Source organism: Methylobacterium sp. V23 (assembly GCF_002917135.1).
Classification (GTDB): Bacteria; Pseudomonadota; Alphaproteobacteria; order Rhizobiales; family Beijerinckiaceae; genus Methylobacterium.
In genome coordinates, this window is sequence record NZ_PDHT01000002.1 from 238,061 (window position 1) to 257,022 (window position 18,962).

The window sequence follows — 18,962 nt, forward strand, 5'->3', positions numbered from 1 at the left end:
GAAGGCGACGGAGCGTCCGGATACGGTCAGGACATCACCTGCGCAGGCTCAAAGCTCACTCGGCAGCATCCGTTGCGGGCGCCGCCACCCGATCCTCCGACGTGGCAGCGACCGCCGGCTTCCTCGTCTTCCGCGGCGCAGCCTTCTGGGGCGCAGCCCCGAGACGCACCTCGATGTCGTAGTCGCGGGCCATCGCCGCCGGGACGACGAGATTGTCCTCGACGAAGGAGAACAGCCCCTGCGCCGCACCCGCGGGCACCGTGACCGCCACCCGATGGACGCGCGACTGCACGACCTTGTCGCCGGCCTTGATGCTGATGGAGACCGGTGCATCGAAGCGACCCGGCTTCCCGACGGGACCCAGAAGGACCTGCCCCTCGACGCCGACCTTCACCGAGACGGAGCCGTCCTGAAGCTTGGCGCATTCCCGGGCGAGACGACCGATCGTCACCTGGTGTCGAAGGCTGCTGCCGTCTCCGGCCCGGCCCGCATAGCTCTGGAGCGCCGCCCCCCCTTCCGGAACCGCCACCGTCGGACAATAGGGCGGATCGGCATCGTCCGGCTGCGACGGCGGCACCGAGGTTCCGCCGTATTTCAGCATGTTCGTGAAGAAGTTACCCTCCTCCGCGATAGTGGCGTCGATCCCGAGGCCGCTCGCCGCGAGGGTTGCCGCCAGGAGGAGCCCGAACCGCTGCCGGCCCGTCATCATGCTGAGATACATGCCGAGATCCCGCTCTCTTCGCACCGTCCGTCCCACCCGCACCCCCGCGGGGGCCATCACTTGAGGCTATCGAAGCCCTGAGCGAATCCCTTCATCGACAGAGGAATGCCGACGCCCTCCTCCGGCGTCTGGAACACGATGAAGGTGGCCTGAGCCCCACCGCTGAACTGCTTGATCAGGCCATCATCCATGACGACCTCGGCGACGCAGCCCGTCGTCAGACACCGGACGAAGCCGGCGCGGCCCACATCGGTCTTATCGATCTTCAAACCGAGGCCGGACGGCAGCAGGACGCCGAGCGGCGCAACCACGCGCAGAAGATAGCCTCGATTGTCGGCCGTCTTCAGGACGATCACGACCAGCGTGAGGTTCGGCCGGTCCTCGGCAGCCAGGTATTGCACCAGGGCGCATTGTTCGGCCTTGGCGCCTGCCGGTGTCTCACACCGGAGCTGCCAGTCGCCGAACGTGTTCCGAACCATCCCCTGGGCGGCAGCGCCCTCGGGCCCGAAGCCGGCGAGCAGGATTCCCGCAGCGAGCAGGCCGACCGCGACGCCCCGGGCGACCAGGCCGCGTGCAAGCTGCGCCATTCCTCGAAACCCCACGCGTCGACCCTTTCGCATGGCCCGCCGCCCCGCGAACCGTTAACGGAAAACACGGGTGTTCCGACCATGCTGGGCCATCGCATGTCAAGCGAAGGCCGGCCTGCGGGAACCGACTATCGCGCCGCGCGTACAGCCTCTAGTGCTGACAGCCACGCTTGCCCGACAACGGACCGATCCATGCGACTGCGCGCCCCCCTCCTCCTCGCCACCCTCGCTCTCACCGGTCCGGCCGTCGCAGAGCCGCTTCCCGTCGGCGAGACCACCTATGTCGAGCGCTCCCTCAACCGGGACGGTCCTCTCGTGATCGAGCACCGTCCGGTGGCACGCACGCCGGGCGGTCGCCGTGGCGGAAGCTCGGCCGAGATCGCGGGATTTTGCCGCGATGGGGGCATCATCCGTCGTCGAGACGAGTTCGGCCAGCCGGTGATCCTGCGCCAGCGCGAGGTCTGCGACAGCGTCGCGCCGCGCACCTTGAACCCGGGCGATGTCGATCCCCGCCCGACCTGGCCGGCCGAGCAGGTCGTTCGCGGCCGGGCGCTGCGCGTCCGCGGCTGAGACGACCTCAGCCGTAACGGTGGAGGGTGGCGCCGTTGCGTTTCAGCCAACGCTCGGCTTCGTCCACATGCGGGCAGAGCGACCCCACCAGAGTCCAGAACCGTGTCGAGTGGTTCATCTCTCGGAGATGCCCCATCTCGTGCGCCACGAGATAATCGAGCACCATCGGCGGCGCGAGGATCAGCCGCCAGGAGAAATTCAGCTCGCCGCGCACCGTGCAGGAGCCCCAACGGCTCCGCGTGTCGCGCAGGGTGATGCGCGTCGGTCCTTGTCCCAGCTTCTCGGTGTAGCGCGCCACCGCCTCGGTCAGATCGCGCCGGGCTTCACGCTGCAGGAAATCCGTGATCCTCCGCGCGATGTGCGGCGCGTCGCAGGCAACGGATAGGACGGGCTCCGCGGCAAGCACTTCGAGCCGGGTGAGTCCGCTTCGACGATCACGATGCAGAACCCGGTGAGGCACACCCCGGATCGGCAGGACGGCGTCCGCCGCGAACAGCACACGCTCGGGCATGCGGGCGAGCCGTGCCGCAATCCATCCTCCGTGGCTCACGGCGAAGGTCCGGGCAACACCGATCGAGGTGCGCGTCGGAAGCGTCATCACGACTTCTCCGGTCGCACTCGAGACGCGCAGGGTGAGACGGCGTGCGGTCGGCCGGCGACGCAGCAGAACGCGAAGGGTCTCACCCTCGTGCAGGATGTCGAGGTGATCCGGGTCCGCCCCGCGCAACAACGCCAATCGCATCCCGCCAGCTTAACCGCTGTCGCCCGCCTTCGCCATTGGCGCGGACGCCTCCGTCCTCACACCGGTGCCTCGGACAAGTCGGGCTCCGGCCGGTGGGTGATCGCCGCTTCGACCCGTTCAAGATTGCCCATCTGGCGAATGAAGGCGGCGATCCGGGGTGCAATGGTGGTGCGGTAGCGCGACCCGTTGAACACGCCGTAATGGCCGACACCGTGCTGCAAATGATACGCTTTCCGTTCCGGGGGAAGGTTCGGCGTGAGGTCTAGGGCCGCCTGGGTCTGGCCGACGCCGGAGATATCGTCGTTTTCCCCCTCGATGGCGAGAATGCCACACGTGCGAACCGCGCCGAGGTCGACGCGAGCCCCGCGGTGGATCATCGATCCCTTCGGCAGGGCGTGATCGACGAAAACCGTTTTCACCGTCTGGAGGTAGAACTCTGCCGTCAGATCCATCACCGCGAGATACTCATCGTAGAACTCGCGATGCTTCTCCGCCGAATCGCCATCCCCCGTCACAAGGTGGTCGAACATCTCGGCGTGAGCGTTCACGTGGCGGTCGAGGTTCATCGCCATGAACCCTGACAGCTGAAAAAAGCCCGGATAGACGCTGCGCCAGACGCCGGGATAGCCGGCAGGCACGGTGGTGATGCAGTTGCGCTCGAACCAGGCCGTCCCGCGCTCCTGCGCCACACAATTGACGGCTGTCGGTGAACGCCGCGTATCGATGGGACCTCCCATCAGCGTCATCGTTTGCGGCACTGGCGCGTAGCCCTGTGCCTCCATCACGGCCACCGCCGCCAGGACCGGTACGGCCGGCTGACACACGGCCATGACGTGCAGCTCCGGTCCGAGGTCCCGGAACATATCGATGAGGTAGTCGATGTAGGAATCCAGATCGAACCGCCCAACCCCGATCGGCACCATGCGGGCGTCAGCCCAATCTGTGATGAAGACCTGATGATCGGGCAACATGGCCTCCACGGTGCCGCGCAGGAGCGTGGCGTAGTGGCCCGACATCGGCGCGACGATGAGCAGCTTCGGTTGTGGCGCAGTGGGGCCGCGCACGAAGCTTCGATCGAAGGTGATCACACGGCAGAACGGCCGCTCCCACACCACACGCTCACTCACCGGAACGCTCGTGCCGTCGACATTGGTGCTGACGATGCCGAAAGACGGCTTGCCGTAGCGCCGGGTGACCCGCTCGAACATCTCGCAGGCGGCCGTTATCGAGCGGGCATAGGGCGAGTAGGCCAATGGATTGGCGGGGTTTTGTAGGCTGTGCCGTGCGACGTCGGCGACAAGTCGCGCCGGCGTCGTCATCAGTCGGGCGGCCTCGTACCAGAGATAGGACAAGTTCAAGGACCATTCCCCCCCTTTTGCCGACGTCGCTTCCGAGGGTCGGCTACGAAATCCGCCGTCGGCACGGCACTCCGCATCGATCTGCGCGGATGCGATCCGCTCGATTTAGCGCAAAAGCGATGTCGACAAGAGCGGATGTCGGAACCTGGAGGGATAGACGCGAGACAGCCGGGCCCTATCGTTCCCCTGATATGATCGACATGAGCACCAACGGCTTCGTCCGCGACGCACGGCACCTGCGTCTCGACACCTTCGTGCGCCTGCGATGGCTCGCGATCACCGGCCAAAGCGCGGCGGTGGTCGGGGCGCAATTCGGGTTGGGCCTGCCACTGCCCTTCGGGTGGTGCTTCCTCGTGATCGCCACCTCGTCCTGGCTGAACCTCGCGCTGCGCATCCGCTTTCCTGCAAGCTACCGCCTCAGCGACGATTCCGCGGCCCTGCTCCTCGCCTTCGACATCATCCAGCTCGCCGCTCTGCTCTTCCTCACCGGCGGATTGCAGAACCCGTTCTCGCTGCTGTTCCTCGCCCCGGTGCTGATCTCGGCCACCGCCCTGCCGCCCGAGCGCACCCTCGCGCTCGGTCTCCTGGCAATTGGTCTCGCGACCCTGCTCGCCCTTGTGCACCGCCCCTTGCCTTGGTTTGCCGATGGGCGGCTGGAACTGCCCTTCCTGTACATTTCGGGCATCTGGACCGCGATCCTGCTCGGGACGGCCTTCACGGGGGTTTATGCCTGGAAAGTTGCGGAGGAGACGCGTCAGCTCGCGCAGGCCCTGGCCGCCACGGAACTGGTGCTGGCCCGGGAGCAACACCTGTCGCAACTCGATGGGCTCGCTGCCGCCGCCGCCCACGAACTCGGTACGCCGCTCGGGACCATCATGGTGGTGACCAAGGAACTGACCCGTCAGTTGGCGACGACGGCCAGCCCTTCTGTACGGGAGGACCTGGCGCTCCTACGTGACCAAGTCGATCGCTGCCGCGGCATTCTTTCGAAGCTGACGTCGCTCGATAGTGACGAGGCCGGCTTCCTCCAGACCGTTAGCCTCAGCCACCTCGTGGAAGAGCTCGTCGAGCCGCAGCGTGCCATGGGCATCATCCTCGACGTCTCGAACCAGGGCGAAGGTCGGGAGCCTGCGTGCAAGCGCAATCCGGGAGTGATGTTCGGGTTGGCCAACATCGTGGACAACGCCGTCGACTTCGCCACCGAGCGGGTGATCATCGAGGCGCGCTGGACCCTTGAGCGGGTTTGGCTAGAGATTCGGGACGACGGCCCAGGCTTCTCGAGCGAGGTCCTGCTCAGGGCCGGCGAGCCCTACGTGACGACACGAAGCCCGGATCGCTCACGCAGCCCGGACAGCACCGGCGCCGGTCTCGGCCTCGGACTTTTCATTGCCAAGACGCTGATTGAGCGCTCCGGAGCTCAGTTAACACTGTCAAACGTCTCTCAACACGAGGCGACGGGCGCGGTGGTCCGCGTCAGCTGGGCGCGTCACATCTTCGAGCGAGGCGCGCTGGCGGTCGATCATGCGCAATTGAGTAGTGGGCAACCCCTGACGGAAACGGGTGCGACACCTATATAACGACCAGAGCAGAACCCAATCGAAGTTGGTTCGTGAACTACGGAGGAGCGTCGGATGCTGACGCAGACTGGAACAACGGCGCCGAGTGCCGATATCGCTCAGCTTGCCGACAATGATCCCCTGGCCGCTTTCCACGATCGTTCGCTGCTGATCGTCGATGACGACAAGCCTTTCTCGACGCGTCTGGCCCGTGCCATGGAGATGCGTGGCTACGAGGTACAGGTTGCCGAGAGTGTCGCCGAAGGCGTCTCGATGGTCGATGTCCGCCCGCCGGCCTTCGCGGTCATCGATATGAGGCTCGGCGATGGCAATGGGCTCGACGTCATCGCCCGGCTCAAGGAGCGTCGCCCGGATGCACGAGGGGTCATTCTGACTGGCTACGGCAATATCGCAACGGCCGTCACAGCCGTGAAACTCGGTGCGTTTGACTACCTGGCTAAACCAGCCGACGCCGATGAGATCCACGGGACACTCATGGCGCAGCCGGGCGAGCGAGCCGACCCGCCCGAGAACCCGATGTCGGCGGACCGGGTGCGCTGGGAGCACATCCAACGCGTCTACGAGCTTTGTGGACGGAACGTCTCTGAAACGGCGCGTCGCCTGAACATGCATCGCCGGACGCTCCAGCGTATCCTGGCCAAGCGTGCTCCGCGCTGAGGTCTGGGGAAAACAAGGGCGACGTTGCGCAACCGGTTCGGTTCGCGCTACGCCGCCCTTCATCGTTTCAACGCCGGGTTTCCTGAGCGTGAAGTTGGCAACGGGGTGACACTCCTGTGAACACGCGCAATTTCGTCACCATCCTGAGCATGATGGTTCTCGTCGGCACGGAGGTGTTCGCCGTGGCCATCGCAGCCGGCTGGGCTTTGGCCGGTCTTTTCGATCTTGGTGACACGGTAGGCCATGTTCTGATGGCGCTGTTCAGTCTCTTCGCCGCCTGGGTGATGCTACAACTATGGCGACGCGCGACGAGCATTGAGCCCCTGCGCGGACCAGAAACCATTAGGCGCTGAGCGGAAATCACGCCTTCAACCTTTACGCGCGGCCCCCCCGGGGCCGTTTCGCGTTGCCTGCTTGGCATTTCCCGATTATCGGCAGGATGCCCCGACATCAGACGAGTTCGAACCCATGAAAGCACGCATCATCGTCACCCTTAAGACCGGCGTGCTAGACCCGCAGGGCAAGGCGATCGAAGCGGCCCTGACATCTTTTGGGCTATCCGGTATCGACAGCGTCCGCCAAGGCAAAGTCTTCGACGTCGAGATCGCGGAGGAAGACCGCGCGGCCGCAGAAACGACGCTGAAAAGCGCCTGCGAGAAGCTGCTCGCCAACACCGTCGTCGAGAACTACGCCATCGAGATCGCCTGATGCGCGCCGCCATCATTGTTTTCCCGGGCTCTAATCGCGACGCGGACGTGGCCCGAGCCCTGGCCCAATCCGGTGCCGAGGTCGTTAAGGTCTGGCACGCGGATACAGCCCTGCCGGCTGGCACCGATCTCGCTGTGCTGCCAGGTGGGTTTTCCTACGGTGACTACCTCCGCTGCGGTGCCATCGCCGGCCGCGCTGCCGCAATGGACGCCGTCCGCGCGCATGCCGCGCGGGGTGGCCTTGTGCTTGGCATCTGCAATGGCTTCCAGATCCTGTGCGAGTCTGGCCTCCTGCCCGGTGTCCTGATGCGGAACGTCGACCGGCGTTTCATCTGTCATCGGCAGTTGCTCCGGGTGGAGCGCGCCGATACCCGTTTCACGTCAGCCTACGCCAAGAATCAGGTCATCGACGTCTGCGTAGCCCATGGCGAGGGCAACTACTTTGCAGACGCAGAAACGATCGCGCGCCTCGAAGGCGATGGACGGGTGGCGTTCCGTTACTCGGACGCTGCGGGCAACCTCACGGTGGACGCCAATCGCAACGGCTCGCTAAATTCCATCGCTGGCATCTACTCCGAGAACCTCAACGTACTCGGCCTGATGCCGCACCCGGAGAACTTCGTTGAGGACCTCGTCGGTGGGACCGACGGACGTGGACTCTTCACCAGCTTGGCGGCGTAGCGCCCTCATAAGCCTCTTCTTCGCAGGAAGAGGCTGGCCAACGGCAGGGCGGGTCGGGTCGAGGTGAACGATGGGTCCGGAGAGGCTCTGTATCCTCTCCCGACTGCCCCGCGGTCAGACAATTCCAAGCCCCATAGGGCTCGCTACCGCTCAATGGCCTTCGAATTCCATTAAGGTCCGAACCGGCACATCAAGGTCGCGTAGCTTCTGAGCGCCGCCGATCTCCGGTAGGTCGATGACGAAGCAGGCCGCCACCACTTCAGCGCCAATCCGACGCAGCAGGTTCACAGCCGCGCAGGCTGTGCCGCCGGTGGCGATCAGGTCATCCACCAGAAGCACCCGGTCGCCCGGCTTGATGGCATCGACGTGAATTTCCATCTCGTCGGTGCCGTACTCAAGGGCGTAAGCAATCGATACCGTCGTATGTGGTAGCTTGCCCTTCTTGCGAATCGGGACAAAGCCGGACGAAAGCTGGTGCGCGACCGCCCCTCCAAGAATAAAGCCCCGCGCCTCGATACCCGCGACCTGATCGATGCGTCCCCCCGCATACGGATGCACCAGCGCATCAACCGCCCGACGGAACGCGCGCGGATCGCTGAGCAGGGTGGTGATATCGCGAAATACGATGCCGGGCTTCGGGTAATCTGGGATGGACCGGATCGAGTCCTTCAACGCAATGTGGCGGCGGCTTTCCATGGGGGAGCCCTTGTCGAGGAGATTGGAGGCGAAGACGCGCCCCTCAGGCGTTGGCGCGGCGTAGGAGTTTCACGAGCTCGCCGTGTAGGATTTCGTTGCCGCAAGCGACCGAACGGGCTGCCAGCGGCTCGGCGCCACCATCGGCGCTGGTAACGAAGCCGCCGGCCTCACGCACCAGGATGATCCCCGCAGCGATGTCCCAGGTTTGTAGATCGCGCTCCCAGTATAGGTCCGAGCGGCCGCAGGCGACGTAGGCGAGATCGAGAGCGGCCGATCCGAAGCGGCGAGCACCTCCGGTGACGGCCATCACGGCGGCGACCTCCCGCAGGAGCTTCGGATGGTCGCCGCGACCGAGATATGGCGAGCCGTAGGCGACAAGAGCATCGGCCATGTCAGTGCGCCCGGAGACGCGGAGGCGACGGTTGTTAAGATAAGCGCCCTTCCCACGCTCGGCCACGAACAGTTCATCCTTGGCCGGATCATAGATCACGCCGGCGACGATCTGCCCCTCGCGCTCCAGCCCGACGGAGATAGCGAAGTGCGGGATGCCGTGAAGGAAGTTTGTGGTGCCGTCGAGAGGGTCAACATGCCAAGTGTGGCTCTTGTCCGCGCCCTCGACATTGCCGGACTCTTCCAGGATCAGCCCGTAGCCCGGACGCGCCTTCATCAGGGCATCCTTAAGGACTTCCTCAGCCTTGCGATCGGCAGCCGAGACGAAGTTTCCGGGCCCTTTGCGAGAAACCTGCAGGTTCTCAATCTCGCCGTAGTCGCGTTTGAGGCCGCGGGCCGCTTTGCGCACGGCGTCGACCATGACGGTCATGAGGGGTGAGCTGATCATCGATCTTCAGGTCCAGGCCGATTCAAAGAACGTCGGTTCACGTAACATTCGGCGCGGCCATAGCACGTTTGCGCGCCGGCTCACCCCTATCGAATGCGGGGCTGCCCCACGGGACTCCGCTAATTGACCTTCGCTCTATCGGCAGCAAGCGTTTCGGCGCGTGTGCGCTCGGCCGGCTCGAGGCCTTTCAGGTTCTCGTCCAGCCAAGCGTCGGACAAACCCTGCGCAGATGCCGCGAGGTTCCAGGCAGCCGCCTCGACCAAGTTCTTTTGAACGCCACGCCCGACCGCGAACAGACGCGCAATCCGGTTCTGTGCGATCGCATTCCCGCGGGCGGCGGCATGCTGGAAATAACGCGCCGCACGCGTTTCGTCTTTCGGCAGGCCCGTCCCATTGAACAGAAGGATGGCGAACTCAACCTCGCCGGCCAGATCACCGTTATCCGCCGCACGCCGAAACCATTCGGCAGCCTGAGTCGGATCTTTCTGCACACCGCGCCCCTGTAGGTAGAGGACACCGAGATCGTGCTGAGCCGCACCGATCTCCCCTTCGGCCGCCTCGCGGAACAGGGTGGCAGCCCGAGCTTGATCCGGCTCAGTGCCGGTCCCCAGGAGAATCAAGGCGAGATTGTAGGCTGCCGTAGTGTCGCCGGTCTCAGCAGCCTTTTCGAGCCATTGTCGGCCGGTCTTCATGTCTTTGGCGCCGCCCCGCCCGTCGATGGACATCAGACCCAGCGACGCCATCGCGTGCACATCTCCCTGCGCCGCCGCGAGGCGGTACCATTCCGCGGCCTTGACCGGATCCTGCTTGATACCGAGGCCCTGATTGTAGAGCTCGCCTAACAGCGTCATCGCCGCTGCATCCTTCGGATCCGCCGCAATCCGCTTTGTCGCCTCGCGAAACGCAGTGGTATATTGCCCGCGCTGGTAGGCACCAAAAGCCGTATCCGCCGACTTGTCACTAGGCTTCGCGGTGAAGGGTACCGCCCGCATAGCGTTAGGCGAATAAGGCGTCGGCAGTTCCTTCAGAGGGGCAGAGAAGACCTCACGCGTCGCTGGCTTGGCTGCTTCCGGCGACAGGGACGACGCGGCCCAGCCGTCAGACAGGCCAAACATCAGAGCCAGAAGGCTGAACAACAGTCTCACGGGGCCGTCTCCGCGGCAGCGGCAACCTGCACTTGGATTGTGGCGACGTCAGCGTCCTGGCCGATCCAAAGCGGGCTTTCTAGGCCGAGGAACTCCGCGCCCGTGGCCAGGAGCGGCCCAACTTGATCCGCGGCATGTGCGACGGCGATGCACGGTGTCTCGAAGATCTCGGTCCACCACCCGGCGCGATCAAGAACCGTCTCAGGATCGGGAGCCATCCCATCCGCGTAGAGACCACCGAACATGACGTAGTCGACGCCGGCCTCACCGGCCTCCATTGCGGCGTGCTTCTGCTCGTGACCGCCGGCTCCCAGAATTCGTCCGTCGGCCAAGCGCTCGCGCAGACCGCGTAAGTCGCCTTCCCGCGGCTTGTCGAGATGGATGCCATCGGCGCCACCGCGGGCCGACACGCTCACAAGGTCGCCGTCGAAATTTGCGCAGGCGACAACCACCGCCGCGCCGGCCTCCTGCGCCGTCGGTGCCAAGCGCTTGACGAGGTTCACCAAGCTTCGCTCATCGGCGGGAGCAAGCCTCAGGATGACAGCTGCAACATCACCGTCCGCACAGGCGGCCGTGATCGCTGCACTAAGCGCGTCGGCGTCACCGGCCTCGACTCGGTGGGGGCTAAGCAGGGCGAGGCGGGTGCGAGTTTCCGACATACAGGGTCCTTCTGACGCTCAGCCCGCCGCACTGATCTTCGGATCGAGGGAGCCGTTGGCGTAGCGTTTGGCCATGGTAGCCACGGAAACCGGGCGGATCTTGGAACCCTGACCGGCGGTACCGAACTCCTCAAAGCGTTGCTTGCAGAGCTTCGTCATGGCCTCCATAGCGGGCTTCAGGTATTTACGCGGATCGAACTCGGCCTTGTTCTCGGCCAGGATCTTCCGAATCTGGCCTGTCATCGCCATCCGGTTATCCGTGTCGATGTTGATTTTTCGCACGCCGTGCTTGATGCCGCGCTGGATCTCCTCCACCGGCACGCCCCAGGTCGGCTTCATCTCGCCGCCATACTGATTGATGATGTCCTGCAAGTCCTGCGGTACCGACGACGAGCCGTGCATCACAAGGTGGGTCGTGGGCAGGCGGCGGTGGATCTCCTCGATAACATTCATGGCCAGGACGTCGCCGTCGGGCTTGCGCGTGAACTTGTAGGCGCCGTGCGAGGTGCCCATGGCAACCGCCAGCGCATCGACCTTGGTGGCTTCGACGAACTTCACAGCCTCGTCGGGATCGGTAAGGAGTTGGTCGTGACTCAGCACGCCCTCTGCGCCATGGCCGTCCTCAGCCTCGCCCTGTCCGCTTTCGAGCGAGCCGAGCACACCGAGTTCGCCCTCCACCGAGACGCCCGCCCAGTGGGCCATCTTCGTGACATTGCGAGTGATCTCGACATTGTAGTTGTAGTCGGCGGGGGTCTTGCCGTCCGCTTTCAGCGACCCATCCATCATCACTGAGGTGAAGCCGTACTGAATAGCGGTGGCACAGGTGGCCTCGTCGCTACCATGGTCGAGGTGCATGCAGACGGGGATATGAGGATAAATCTCAACAAGACCGTCGATGAGCTTGGCCAGCACGATGTCGTTGGCATAGGCACGCGCGCCCTTGCTCGCCTGCAGGATCACCGGGGAATCAGTCGCATCCGCCGCTGCCATAATGGCGAGACCCTGCTCCATGTTGTTCAGGTTGAACGCCGGCACGCCGTATTCATGCTCGGCGGCATGGTCCAGGAGCTGCCTCAGGGTGATGCGGGCCATAGGTTTCTCCACAGATACGACCGCCGCCGAGGCGATCCGCCAGTCGTCGCGCCAAAAAACGCGATCCATCCGAATTCGGTCGTCTTTTCGGACCTTTGCGGATCCGTTGCAACTCTCGCAAGACAGCATTTCGGCCAGGGGGCACAGCGTCAATGAACGGCGGCCGTCATTCCCTGACGCGCAGGGTTGCGGATGCGATCAACTCTTGGCGCGCAGGGCCTCGACGCCCGGCAGTTCCTTGCCCTCAAGCCACTCGAGGAAGGCGCCACCGGCAGTTGACACGTAGGAAAAGGTCTCGCCTACACCTGCATGGTTCAGCGCAGCGACCGTGTCACCGCCACCCGCCACCGAGACAAGCTTCCCAGCTTGCGTCCGCTCGGCAGCGTGCCGGGCGGCCGCCACGGTTGCGGCATCGAACGGGGTCAGCTCGAAGGCACCTAGGGGGCCGTTCCAGACCAGAGTGGCGGCCTCGTCGATGGCCGCGTTGATCTCAGCGACCGAGGCAGGCCCGGCATCAAGGATCATTCCTGTTTCCGGCACATCATCGACTGTGACGGTCTCGTGGGCGGCGTTGGCCTTGAACTCGGAGGCCGAGACGGCATCGACCGGCAAAATAATCCGACACTTGGCCGCCTTGGCTGCCACGATGATGCGAAGGGCAGTCTCGGCAAGATCCTTCTCGCAAAGCGATTTGCCAACCGCCTTACCCTGCGCGTGCAAGAAAGTGTTGGCCATCCCGCCGCCGATGACCAGCATGTCGACCTTCTCCACGAGGTTTTGGAGAAGGTCGATCTTGGAGGAAACCTTCGCCCCGCCGACGAGAGCAATGACTGGGCGGGCAGGAGCCTCAAGCCCCTTGGTCAGAGCGTCGAGTTCGGCCTGCATTAGGCGACCCGCATAGGCCGGCAGCAGATGTGCCAGCCCCTCTGTGGAAGCGTGCGCCCGGTGCGCCGCCGAGAAGGCCTCGTTTACGTAGAGGTCGCCGTTCGCCGCGAGCTGCTCGGTGAAAGCCCGGTCGTTCTTCTCCTCACCGGCGTGGAAGCGCGTGTTTTCAAGGAGGACAACGTCCCCGTCCTTCAGGCGCGCGACCGCTTCGGCCGCAGCCGAACCCACGCAATCCTCGGCAAAGGCAACGGGACGACCGAGCTTCTGACTGAGGGGCTCGACCACGGGCTCCAGCGACTCGGAGCTGACGGGCTTACCTTTCGGTCGTCCGAAATGGGCCAGCAGTACGACGCGGCCGCCCTTATCGGCGACTTCATTGATCGTCGGCACGATTCGCTCAATGCGGGTGGCGTCGGTGACGCGCCCGCCCTCCATCGGAACGTTCAAGTCTACACGAAGGAGAACGCGCTTGCCCTTCAGCGGGCCGGCATCGTCGAGGGTTCGAAAAGCGGTCATCGGGGCCTTGGCTTCAGACGGGCAGGACGAGGAAATCAGCGCGGGGGCAGCATCGCATCGAGGTGGAAGCGCTGCGCCGCGATGGTGAGCGCAACCGTGAGAACGGCGGTGATGATGGCGGTAAGCACCAAGGCGCCGGACCCGGGTAGGCCGCGCGTGCGATCCGCGATAGCGCGAACCTCGCTGCGCAAGGCGGAGAGATCGCTCTGGCGGGCCGCCTCGTTCATACGGCCAGCAGCGCCCTCGACCTTCTCCTCGACGCGCGACAGCAGCGCCTCAGAGCGAGCGTACTTGTCCTCGATCCGCGAGCATTTATCCTCGATTCGGGCGAGCTGATCACCGCCGGCAGTGCCGCCGTGCGATGACAGAGGTTCCACCTTGCCGGCCACGACGGGACCCGCAGGAGCCTGAACGGCAGTGGCCACCGCCGGCGGGGAGTCCGCCGGCGGGATTGCTGAAGTGCCTGGAACGAAGCCGCGTCCGGAGGGGGAGGTCTCTGTCATGTCAGGCACACCATGCTCGTCTTCGCGTGGTCTTCGGGAACGTTCAGCCCGTCAGGATACGGCGATGCGGCTTAGAGCAGTTTGCCCATTGCCACGGCCGTGTCAGCCATCCGGTTCGAGAAGCCCCACTCGTTGTCGTACCAGGACAGGATGCGCACGAAGGTGCCGTCCATGACCTTGGTCTGATCGAGGTGGAAGGTCGACGAGTGCGGATCGTGGTTGAAGTCGATCGAGACGTTCGGCTGGTCCGTGTAGGCCAGTACGCCCTTGAGGGGACCGTCGGCAGCTGCGCGGATCGCGTCGTTGATCTCCTCGACGGTGGTCTGGCGCTTGGCGGTGAACACGAGGTCGACAGCCGAGACGTTCGGGGTCGGCACGCGTATCGAGGTTCCGTCGAGCTTGCCTTTAAGCTCCGGCAGCACGAGACCGACGGCCTTCGCGGCGCCAGTCGAAGTCGGAATCATCGAAAGTGCGGCGGCACGGGCCCGGTAAAGGTCCTTGTGCATCTGATCGAGCGATGGCTGATCGTTCGTGTAGGAATGGATCGTCGTCATGAAGCCACGCTCGATCCCAACGAGATCGTTCAGCACCTTGGCCACCGGCACGAGGCAGTTGGTGGTGCAAGACGCGTTCGAGATCACGCGATGGTCGGCGGTGAGCTTGTCGTGGTTGACGCCGTAGACAACAGTCAGGTCAGCTCCGTCGGCCGGTGCCGAGACAATGACGCGCTTGGCTCCAGCATCCAGGTGGGCGTTGGCCTTGTCCTTCGAGGTGAAGATGCCCGTGCACTCGAGGGCGATATCGACACCGAGTTCGCGATGCGGCAGCTCCGCCGGATTGCGAACGGCGGTGACCTTGATGCGCTTGCCGTCAACGACGATGAAGTCGCCGTCGACCTCAACCTTGGCGTTGAACCGACCGTGGATCGAGTCGAAGCGCAGCAGATGAGCATTGGTCTCGACGGGGCCGAGATCGTTGATCGCCACCACCTCAATGTCCTGGCGGCCGGCCTCATGGATGGCGCGCAGAACGTTGCGGCCGATGCGTCCGAACCCGTTGATGGCAACCTTCACCGACACGGCGTGAGTCCTTCCCATAATCGGGCGCCGGCCACGCAGCACCCTCCAGCAAGTTGATCGTCGCGGCTTGACCGAATGTCAGGCCTCGATCCGTTGCCCGCTCTGAGCGAGTTCCGATTGAACGGCAGATGAACTGCCGCGCAGGCTCGGGCGCGCAAACACAGCCGAAGACCGAGGTAGCGCGCGGCAGGACGGTGCCCAGGGCGGTGGACAGATCCTTGCCCTGTCGCCTGAGCGCGTCGCCTGCTGCCGTATAGCCGGTCTGCGAGCGGCCGGTCTCTAACATGGTGACAAATCGAGGCAAAGGTTACATCGCCCGGCGCAGGGGGTGCATAACCGTTTCACGGTGGATACCGTGCTGGCGTTCAGGCGTGGCGTGAATGACTTCGTCGGATAGAAGCAGGTAGAAGTGAAGGGCATCCATCCGTGAGCCAGACCGTCGATCTGGCGCTGCAGCGCCTCGAAGCCGTGCTCTCAAGGTTGGAGAGTGCGGTCACACAGCGCTTCGAGGCCGAGCGCGATCCCAGTGACTTGGAAACCGAGCTCGCGATCATGGGCGAGGACCGGGCGAGGCTCGCCGCCGAACTCGATGCGGCGAGCGCGCACCTCGCAGAGGTCGCGGCGACCTCGTCGGATATCGACCACCGCCTCGGGCGAGCGATCGACGCCGTCGAAGGCGTACTGACGCCGTCCCGCGCCCTCCGCTAAGTTTCGCACTTCAACGCTCCAGCGACCCAACGCCCGATGCCCCAAATCAACGTTACCATCGACGGCAAGAACTACCGGATGGCCTGCGCCGAAGGTGAGGAGGCGCACCTGACTGCCCTGGCTGAGGGACTTGATGGACGGATCGTGGAGATGCGCCGGTCCTTCGGCGAAATCGGCGACATGCGCCTCCACGTGATGGCCGCCTTGATGCAGGCTGACGAATTACAGGAGGTACAAGGACGCCTAGCCGCGCTCGAGCAGGAAGCCGCCGCCCTCAGGGAAACGGTGGAGTCGGCTGAAGCGGTGCGTGCAGCCGCGGAGGAGCGGCTTGCCGAGGGACTCGTGCGCTGTGCCGAACGAATCGAGCGTCTTGCGCACGTCATCTCGGCCGGCTGAACACACTCGGTCGACTCAATGCCAATCGGCGAAGCGTCGAGCGCTGATCTCGCTCGTGTTTTCTGCGGGTCGAACCGGCGCCCCCCTGGCGCGGGACGCGTACCGACGCTACATGGGATCGGCGGGGCTGCCGGGTCCGTCAGGAGAACTTTTCCCCGGGGCCTTATCGACTCCCCAGGGAGCTGTCCCTGGCCTTGTCCCTGGACTTGGCCAACACGGCGCCCACCTACATTGTAGGTTTCCCGGGATCGACACTTCAACGGCTCACGTGGCTCCGCACTCAGATCTTTCTCCCGCCGAGATATCCATTTCCAGCCGCAAGGCGGTCCTGCGCAACGAGGCTCTGGCCCGCCGTGATGCCCTCCGAGAGGCGGATCGGCACACCGGTTCGGTGCGGATTGCCGAGACGGTGATGACTATCGGAGCGCTGGCCAAGGCAGAAATCGTCGGGGCCTTTTGGCCCATCCGCAGCGAAGTCGATCCGCGTCCCCTCGCCCGCCTCCTATTCGCGCGAGGCCAACGCATCGCCTTGCCGAAGGTCACTCCCGAAGGGCTGGTGTTCCGGGAATGGCGCGAGGGCGAGGCCCTCGTCGCCGGTCGCTTCGGTCTCAGCGAACCGCACGACGACCTGCCCCCCCTTGATCCGGCCGCGCTCCTCGTGCCGCTGGCGGCCTATGATCGCCGTGGCCATCGCATCGGCTACGGTCGCGGCTACTACGATCAGGCGATCGAGCGTCTTTCGCGGAACGGTCCCGTGCTCACCATCGGGATCGCCTTCTCGGTCCAGGCCGTCGACGCGGTCCCCTTCGAGCCGCACGATCAGCCCCTCGATCATCTCGTCACCGAAGCGGGGCCGGTCCCGCTGATACGGACCTGACTTCCCGCAATGCGCATTCTCTTCCTCGGCGACGTGGTGGGCCGTCCCGGCCGGACTGTCATCTCGGACCAACTGCCGGCCCTTCGTGAACGTTGGCGCCTCGACTGCGTGGTCATCAACGGCGAGAACGCCGCCGGCGGGTTCGGGCTTACGGAAGCGATCTGCGACGAACTCCTCCAGGCAGGGGCCGACGCGGTGACGCTCGGCAACCATTCCTTCGACCAGCGCGAGGCCCTCGTCTTCATCCAGCGGCAGACCCGTCTGGTCCGGCCGGCAAACTATCCCCCGGGCACACCTGGCCGCGGAGCCACCGTGGTGGAGACCCGCAAGGGCGCCCGTGTGCTCATCCTGAACGTCATGGGCCGGCTCTACATGGATGCCCTGGACGATCCCTTCGCCTCGGCCGAGCGGGAACTCTCCGTCTGCCCGTTGGGCGCGGTGGCGGATGCCGTCATCGTCGACGTCCACGCCGAGGCCACGAGCGAGAAGCAGGCCTTCGGTCATTTCCTCGACGGCCGCGCCAGCCTGGTCGTGGGCACCCACACCCACACCCCGACCTCGGATCACAGGATTCTCCCCGGCGGCACTGCCTATCTCTCGGATGCCGGCATGTGCGGCGACTACGACTCGATCCTCGGCATGCAGAAGGAGGAGCCCCTGCGCCGCTTCCTGCAGAAGACGCCGGGTGCCCGCCTGGAAGTGGCCCAGGGCGAAGGGACGCTCTGCGGGATCGCGGTCGAGACCGACGACGCGACGGGCCTCGCCAAGAGCGTGGCCGCGGTACGCCTCGGACCGCATCTGGAGGAGACGTGGCCGCGGGCGTGGGATTAGCCGGCGCAACGGAGCGCCCATCCACGGAACGAGACCGCGGGCGACTTGATCGGCGCCGAACCACCCTGCAATGTGCCGGCGCGTTCGCCCCGCTCGCTCTGCGCGGGGCGACAGTTCCGCGTTGAGAGTGTGCCCCAGCCGATGGCGACCCCACCCGCACCCGCGACGATCGCCAAGCCGGGCATCTACCTCGTCCGGATGTTGGTCTTTCTGATCCTGGTCGGCTTTCTCGCCTTCGTCCTGTTCCGTCAGATCACGCCGGCCTTCCTCGCCAATCCGGGCCTCAACGGGCTCATCCTCGGGGTCCTGCTCATCGCCGTGCTGCTGGCCTTCGGGCAGGTGGTGCGGCTCTACCGGGAGGTGACCTACGTCAATGCCGTGGCGGCGGGCGAGAGCCCGAGCCGGCCGCCACCGCTGATGGCGCCCCTGGCACCGGCCATCGCCGCCCGGCACGGCGGCCTCACCCTGACCACCAGCCGCGCCTTCCTCGACACCGCGGCCGCGCGCCTCGACGAGGGCCGCGAAATTCTGCGCTATGTTTCGGGCCTGCTGATCCTGCTGGGACTGCTCGGGACGTTCTGGGGCCTGATCGACACGCTGAGCGCGGTCGGGTCGGTGATCAAGACCATGCGGGGCGGCGGCGAAGCTGCGGCGATGTTCGACGAGTTGAAGAACGGCCTTGCGGTGCCGCTCTCCGGCATCGGTCTCGCCTTCTCGGCCTCGCTGTTCGGCCTCGCGAGCTCGCTGATCATCGGCTTCCTCGACCTGCAGGCCGGGCAGGCGCATGCACGCTTCCACAACGAGCTGGAGGACTGGCTCCTCTCCGGCGAAATACCACAGGGTCGTGTCGAGGTCGCAGCCCCGGCGAAGGTGCAACCCGCGCCCCTGCCGACACAGGACCCCGCCAGCGCCCGCGAACTGAAAGAGGCCGTGGACCGTCTGACCGCCGTGGTGGCGGAGGGCGCCAACGGGCGCGTCGCCACCCAGGCCATGACGAATCTCGCGGAAGGCATCCAGGGGCTCGTACAGCACATGCGCGCCGAGCAGCAGATGATTCGCGACTGGGTCGAGGCCCAGGCGACGCGCGAGCGCGAACTGAAGCAGGTGCTGGAGCGCCTGGGCCGCGAGCGGACCTGA

At 65.2% G+C, this 18,962-nt stretch carries 23 protein-coding genes and 1 other RNA gene; 12 read left to right on the forward strand and 12 right to left on the reverse strand.

Annotation, left to right across the window (positions count from 1 at the left end):
* Positions 1 to 55 precede the first annotated feature (55 nt).
* Both CRT23_RS04110 and CRT23_RS04115 read right to left on the reverse strand, forming a co-directional pair.
* Entirely contained in the window at positions 56 to 721 is a 666-nt protein-coding gene (locus tag CRT23_RS04110) for a hypothetical protein (RefSeq protein ID WP_245435956.1), read from the reverse strand.
* A 56-nt stretch (positions 722 to 777) separates the two neighbouring features.
* Positions 778 to 1,308, reverse strand: a complete 531-nt coding sequence (locus CRT23_RS04115) for an invasion associated locus B family protein (RefSeq protein ID WP_103708712.1) — start codon at positions 1,306 to 1,308, stop codon at positions 778 to 780.
* Positions 1,309 to 1,500: 192 nt separating this feature from the next.
* Between CRT23_RS04115 and CRT23_RS04120 the strand changes: the two genes are divergently transcribed.
* Positions 1,501 to 1,878: a hypothetical protein gene (locus CRT23_RS04120; protein WP_103708713.1), complete on the forward strand. Its 378-nt coding sequence runs from the start codon at positions 1,501 to 1,503 to the stop codon at positions 1,876 to 1,878.
* Positions 1,879 to 1,885: 7 nt separating this feature from the next.
* Here the strand turns inward: CRT23_RS04120 and CRT23_RS04125 are convergent, their stop codons facing one another.
* Both CRT23_RS04125 and phaZ read right to left on the reverse strand, forming a co-directional pair.
* Entirely contained in the window at positions 1,886 to 2,620 is a 735-nt protein-coding gene (locus CRT23_RS04125) for a SprT family zinc-dependent metalloprotease (RefSeq protein ID WP_055955222.1), read from the reverse strand.
* A gap of 56 nt (positions 2,621 to 2,676) precedes the next feature.
* Entirely contained in the window at positions 2,677 to 3,978 is a 1,302-nt protein-coding gene (gene phaZ / locus CRT23_RS04130; protein WP_103708714.1) for a polyhydroxyalkanoate depolymerase, read from the reverse strand.
* A gap of 191 nt (positions 3,979 to 4,169) precedes the next feature.
* On the opposite strand from phaZ, the gene CRT23_RS04135 reads away from it, so the two are divergent.
* The 5 genes from CRT23_RS04135 to purQ all read left to right on the forward strand — a co-directional run bounded on the left by CRT23_RS04135 (position 4,170) and on the right by purQ (position 7,600).
* Positions 4,170 to 5,555, forward strand: a complete 1,386-nt coding sequence (locus CRT23_RS04135) for an ActS/PrrB/RegB family redox-sensitive histidine kinase (protein WP_103708715.1) — start codon at positions 4,170 to 4,172, stop codon at positions 5,553 to 5,555.
* A 54-nt stretch (positions 5,556 to 5,609) separates the two neighbouring features.
* Positions 5,610 to 6,212 carry an ActR/PrrA/RegA family redox response regulator transcription factor gene (locus CRT23_RS04140; RefSeq protein ID WP_055955230.1) on the forward strand — a complete coding sequence of 201 codons (603 nt, stop codon included), beginning with the start codon at positions 5,610 to 5,612 and terminating at the stop codon, positions 6,210 to 6,212.
* 116 nt (positions 6,213 to 6,328) lie between these two features.
* Positions 6,329 to 6,565 carry a hypothetical protein gene (locus CRT23_RS04145; protein ID WP_055955233.1) on the forward strand — a complete coding sequence of 79 codons (237 nt, stop codon included), beginning with the start codon at positions 6,329 to 6,331 and terminating at the stop codon, positions 6,563 to 6,565.
* A gap of 115 nt (positions 6,566 to 6,680) precedes the next feature.
* On the forward strand, positions 6,681 to 6,920 hold the full coding sequence (purS, locus tag CRT23_RS04150) for a phosphoribosylformylglycinamidine synthase subunit PurS (protein WP_103708716.1): 240 nt from the start codon (positions 6,681 to 6,683) through the stop codon (positions 6,918 to 6,920).
* Positions 6,920 to 7,600 (forward strand): phosphoribosylformylglycinamidine synthase subunit PurQ, encoded by a 681-nt coding sequence (gene purQ / locus CRT23_RS04155; RefSeq protein ID WP_103708717.1) that lies wholly within the window; start codon positions 6,920 to 6,922, stop codon positions 7,598 to 7,600. Before purS ends, purQ begins: the two co-directional genes overlap by 1 nt.
* Positions 7,601 to 7,750: 150 nt before the next feature.
* Here the strand turns inward: purQ and CRT23_RS04160 are convergent, their stop codons facing one another.
* From CRT23_RS04160 to gap, 8 genes are all read right to left on the reverse strand, one after another.
* Positions 7,751 to 8,296 (reverse strand): adenine phosphoribosyltransferase, encoded by a 546-nt coding sequence (locus CRT23_RS04160; RefSeq protein WP_055955242.1) that lies wholly within the window; start codon positions 8,294 to 8,296, stop codon positions 7,751 to 7,753.
* A 43-nt stretch (positions 8,297 to 8,339) separates the two neighbouring features.
* Positions 8,340 to 9,134, reverse strand: a complete 795-nt coding sequence (locus CRT23_RS04165; RefSeq protein WP_055955245.1) for an inositol monophosphatase family protein — start codon at positions 9,132 to 9,134, stop codon at positions 8,340 to 8,342.
* A 119-nt stretch (positions 9,135 to 9,253) separates the two neighbouring features.
* Positions 9,254 to 10,279, reverse strand: coding sequence for a tetratricopeptide repeat protein (locus CRT23_RS04170; RefSeq protein ID WP_245435958.1), 1,026 nt, complete (start codon positions 10,277 to 10,279; stop codon positions 9,254 to 9,256).
* Positions 10,276 to 10,938, reverse strand: a complete 663-nt coding sequence (locus CRT23_RS04175) for a thiamine phosphate synthase (protein WP_103708718.1) — start codon at positions 10,936 to 10,938, stop codon at positions 10,276 to 10,278. Before CRT23_RS04175 ends, CRT23_RS04170 begins: the two co-directional genes overlap by 4 nt.
* A gap of 18 nt (positions 10,939 to 10,956) precedes the next feature.
* Complete coding sequence (gene fba / locus CRT23_RS04180) at positions 10,957 to 12,030, reverse strand: class II fructose-bisphosphate aldolase (RefSeq protein WP_103708719.1); 1,074 nt, start codon at positions 12,028 to 12,030, stop codon at positions 10,957 to 10,959.
* 198 nt (positions 12,031 to 12,228) lie between these two features.
* Positions 12,229 to 13,431 (reverse strand): phosphoglycerate kinase, encoded by a 1,203-nt coding sequence (locus tag CRT23_RS04185; protein ID WP_103708720.1) that lies wholly within the window; start codon positions 13,429 to 13,431, stop codon positions 12,229 to 12,231.
* 35 nt (positions 13,432 to 13,466) lie between these two features.
* Complete coding sequence (locus CRT23_RS04190) at positions 13,467 to 13,934, reverse strand: hypothetical protein (RefSeq protein ID WP_103708721.1); 468 nt, start codon at positions 13,932 to 13,934, stop codon at positions 13,467 to 13,469.
* 71 nt (positions 13,935 to 14,005) lie between these two features.
* On the reverse strand, positions 14,006 to 15,013 hold the full coding sequence (gene gap / locus CRT23_RS04195; protein ID WP_103708722.1) for a type I glyceraldehyde-3-phosphate dehydrogenase: 1,008 nt from the start codon (positions 15,011 to 15,013) through the stop codon (positions 14,006 to 14,008).
* A gap of 426 nt (positions 15,014 to 15,439) precedes the next feature.
* On the opposite strand from gap, the gene CRT23_RS04200 reads away from it, so the two are divergent.
* The 6 genes from CRT23_RS04200 (at position 15,440) to CRT23_RS04225 (ending at position 18,962) form a co-directional block, all read left to right on the forward strand.
* On the forward strand, positions 15,440 to 15,721 hold the full coding sequence (locus tag CRT23_RS04200) for a DUF4164 domain-containing protein (protein WP_103708723.1): 282 nt from the start codon (positions 15,440 to 15,442) through the stop codon (positions 15,719 to 15,721).
* Positions 15,722 to 15,757: 36 nt separating this feature from the next.
* The gene (gene zapA, locus CRT23_RS04205; protein WP_055955265.1) at positions 15,758 to 16,117 is read left to right on the forward strand and encodes a cell division protein ZapA; all 360 of its coding nucleotides are present in this window, start codon (positions 15,758 to 15,760) and stop codon (positions 16,115 to 16,117) included.
* A 121-nt stretch (positions 16,118 to 16,238) separates the two neighbouring features.
* Positions 16,239 to 16,396, forward strand: a non-coding RNA gene (gene ssrS / locus CRT23_RS04210) — 6S RNA.
* On the forward strand, positions 16,386 to 16,994 hold the full coding sequence (locus CRT23_RS04215) for a 5-formyltetrahydrofolate cyclo-ligase (protein WP_103708724.1): 609 nt from the start codon (positions 16,386 to 16,388) through the stop codon (positions 16,992 to 16,994). The genes ssrS and CRT23_RS04215 overlap by 11 nt, the downstream gene beginning before the upstream one ends.
* A 9-nt stretch (positions 16,995 to 17,003) precedes the next feature.
* Positions 17,004 to 17,825, forward strand: coding sequence for a TIGR00282 family metallophosphoesterase (locus tag CRT23_RS04220; RefSeq protein WP_103708725.1), 822 nt, complete (start codon positions 17,004 to 17,006; stop codon positions 17,823 to 17,825).
* A 141-nt stretch (positions 17,826 to 17,966) separates the two neighbouring features.
* Positions 17,967 to 18,962, forward strand: coding sequence for a MotA/TolQ/ExbB proton channel family protein (locus CRT23_RS04225; protein ID WP_103708726.1), 996 nt, complete (start codon positions 17,967 to 17,969; stop codon positions 18,960 to 18,962).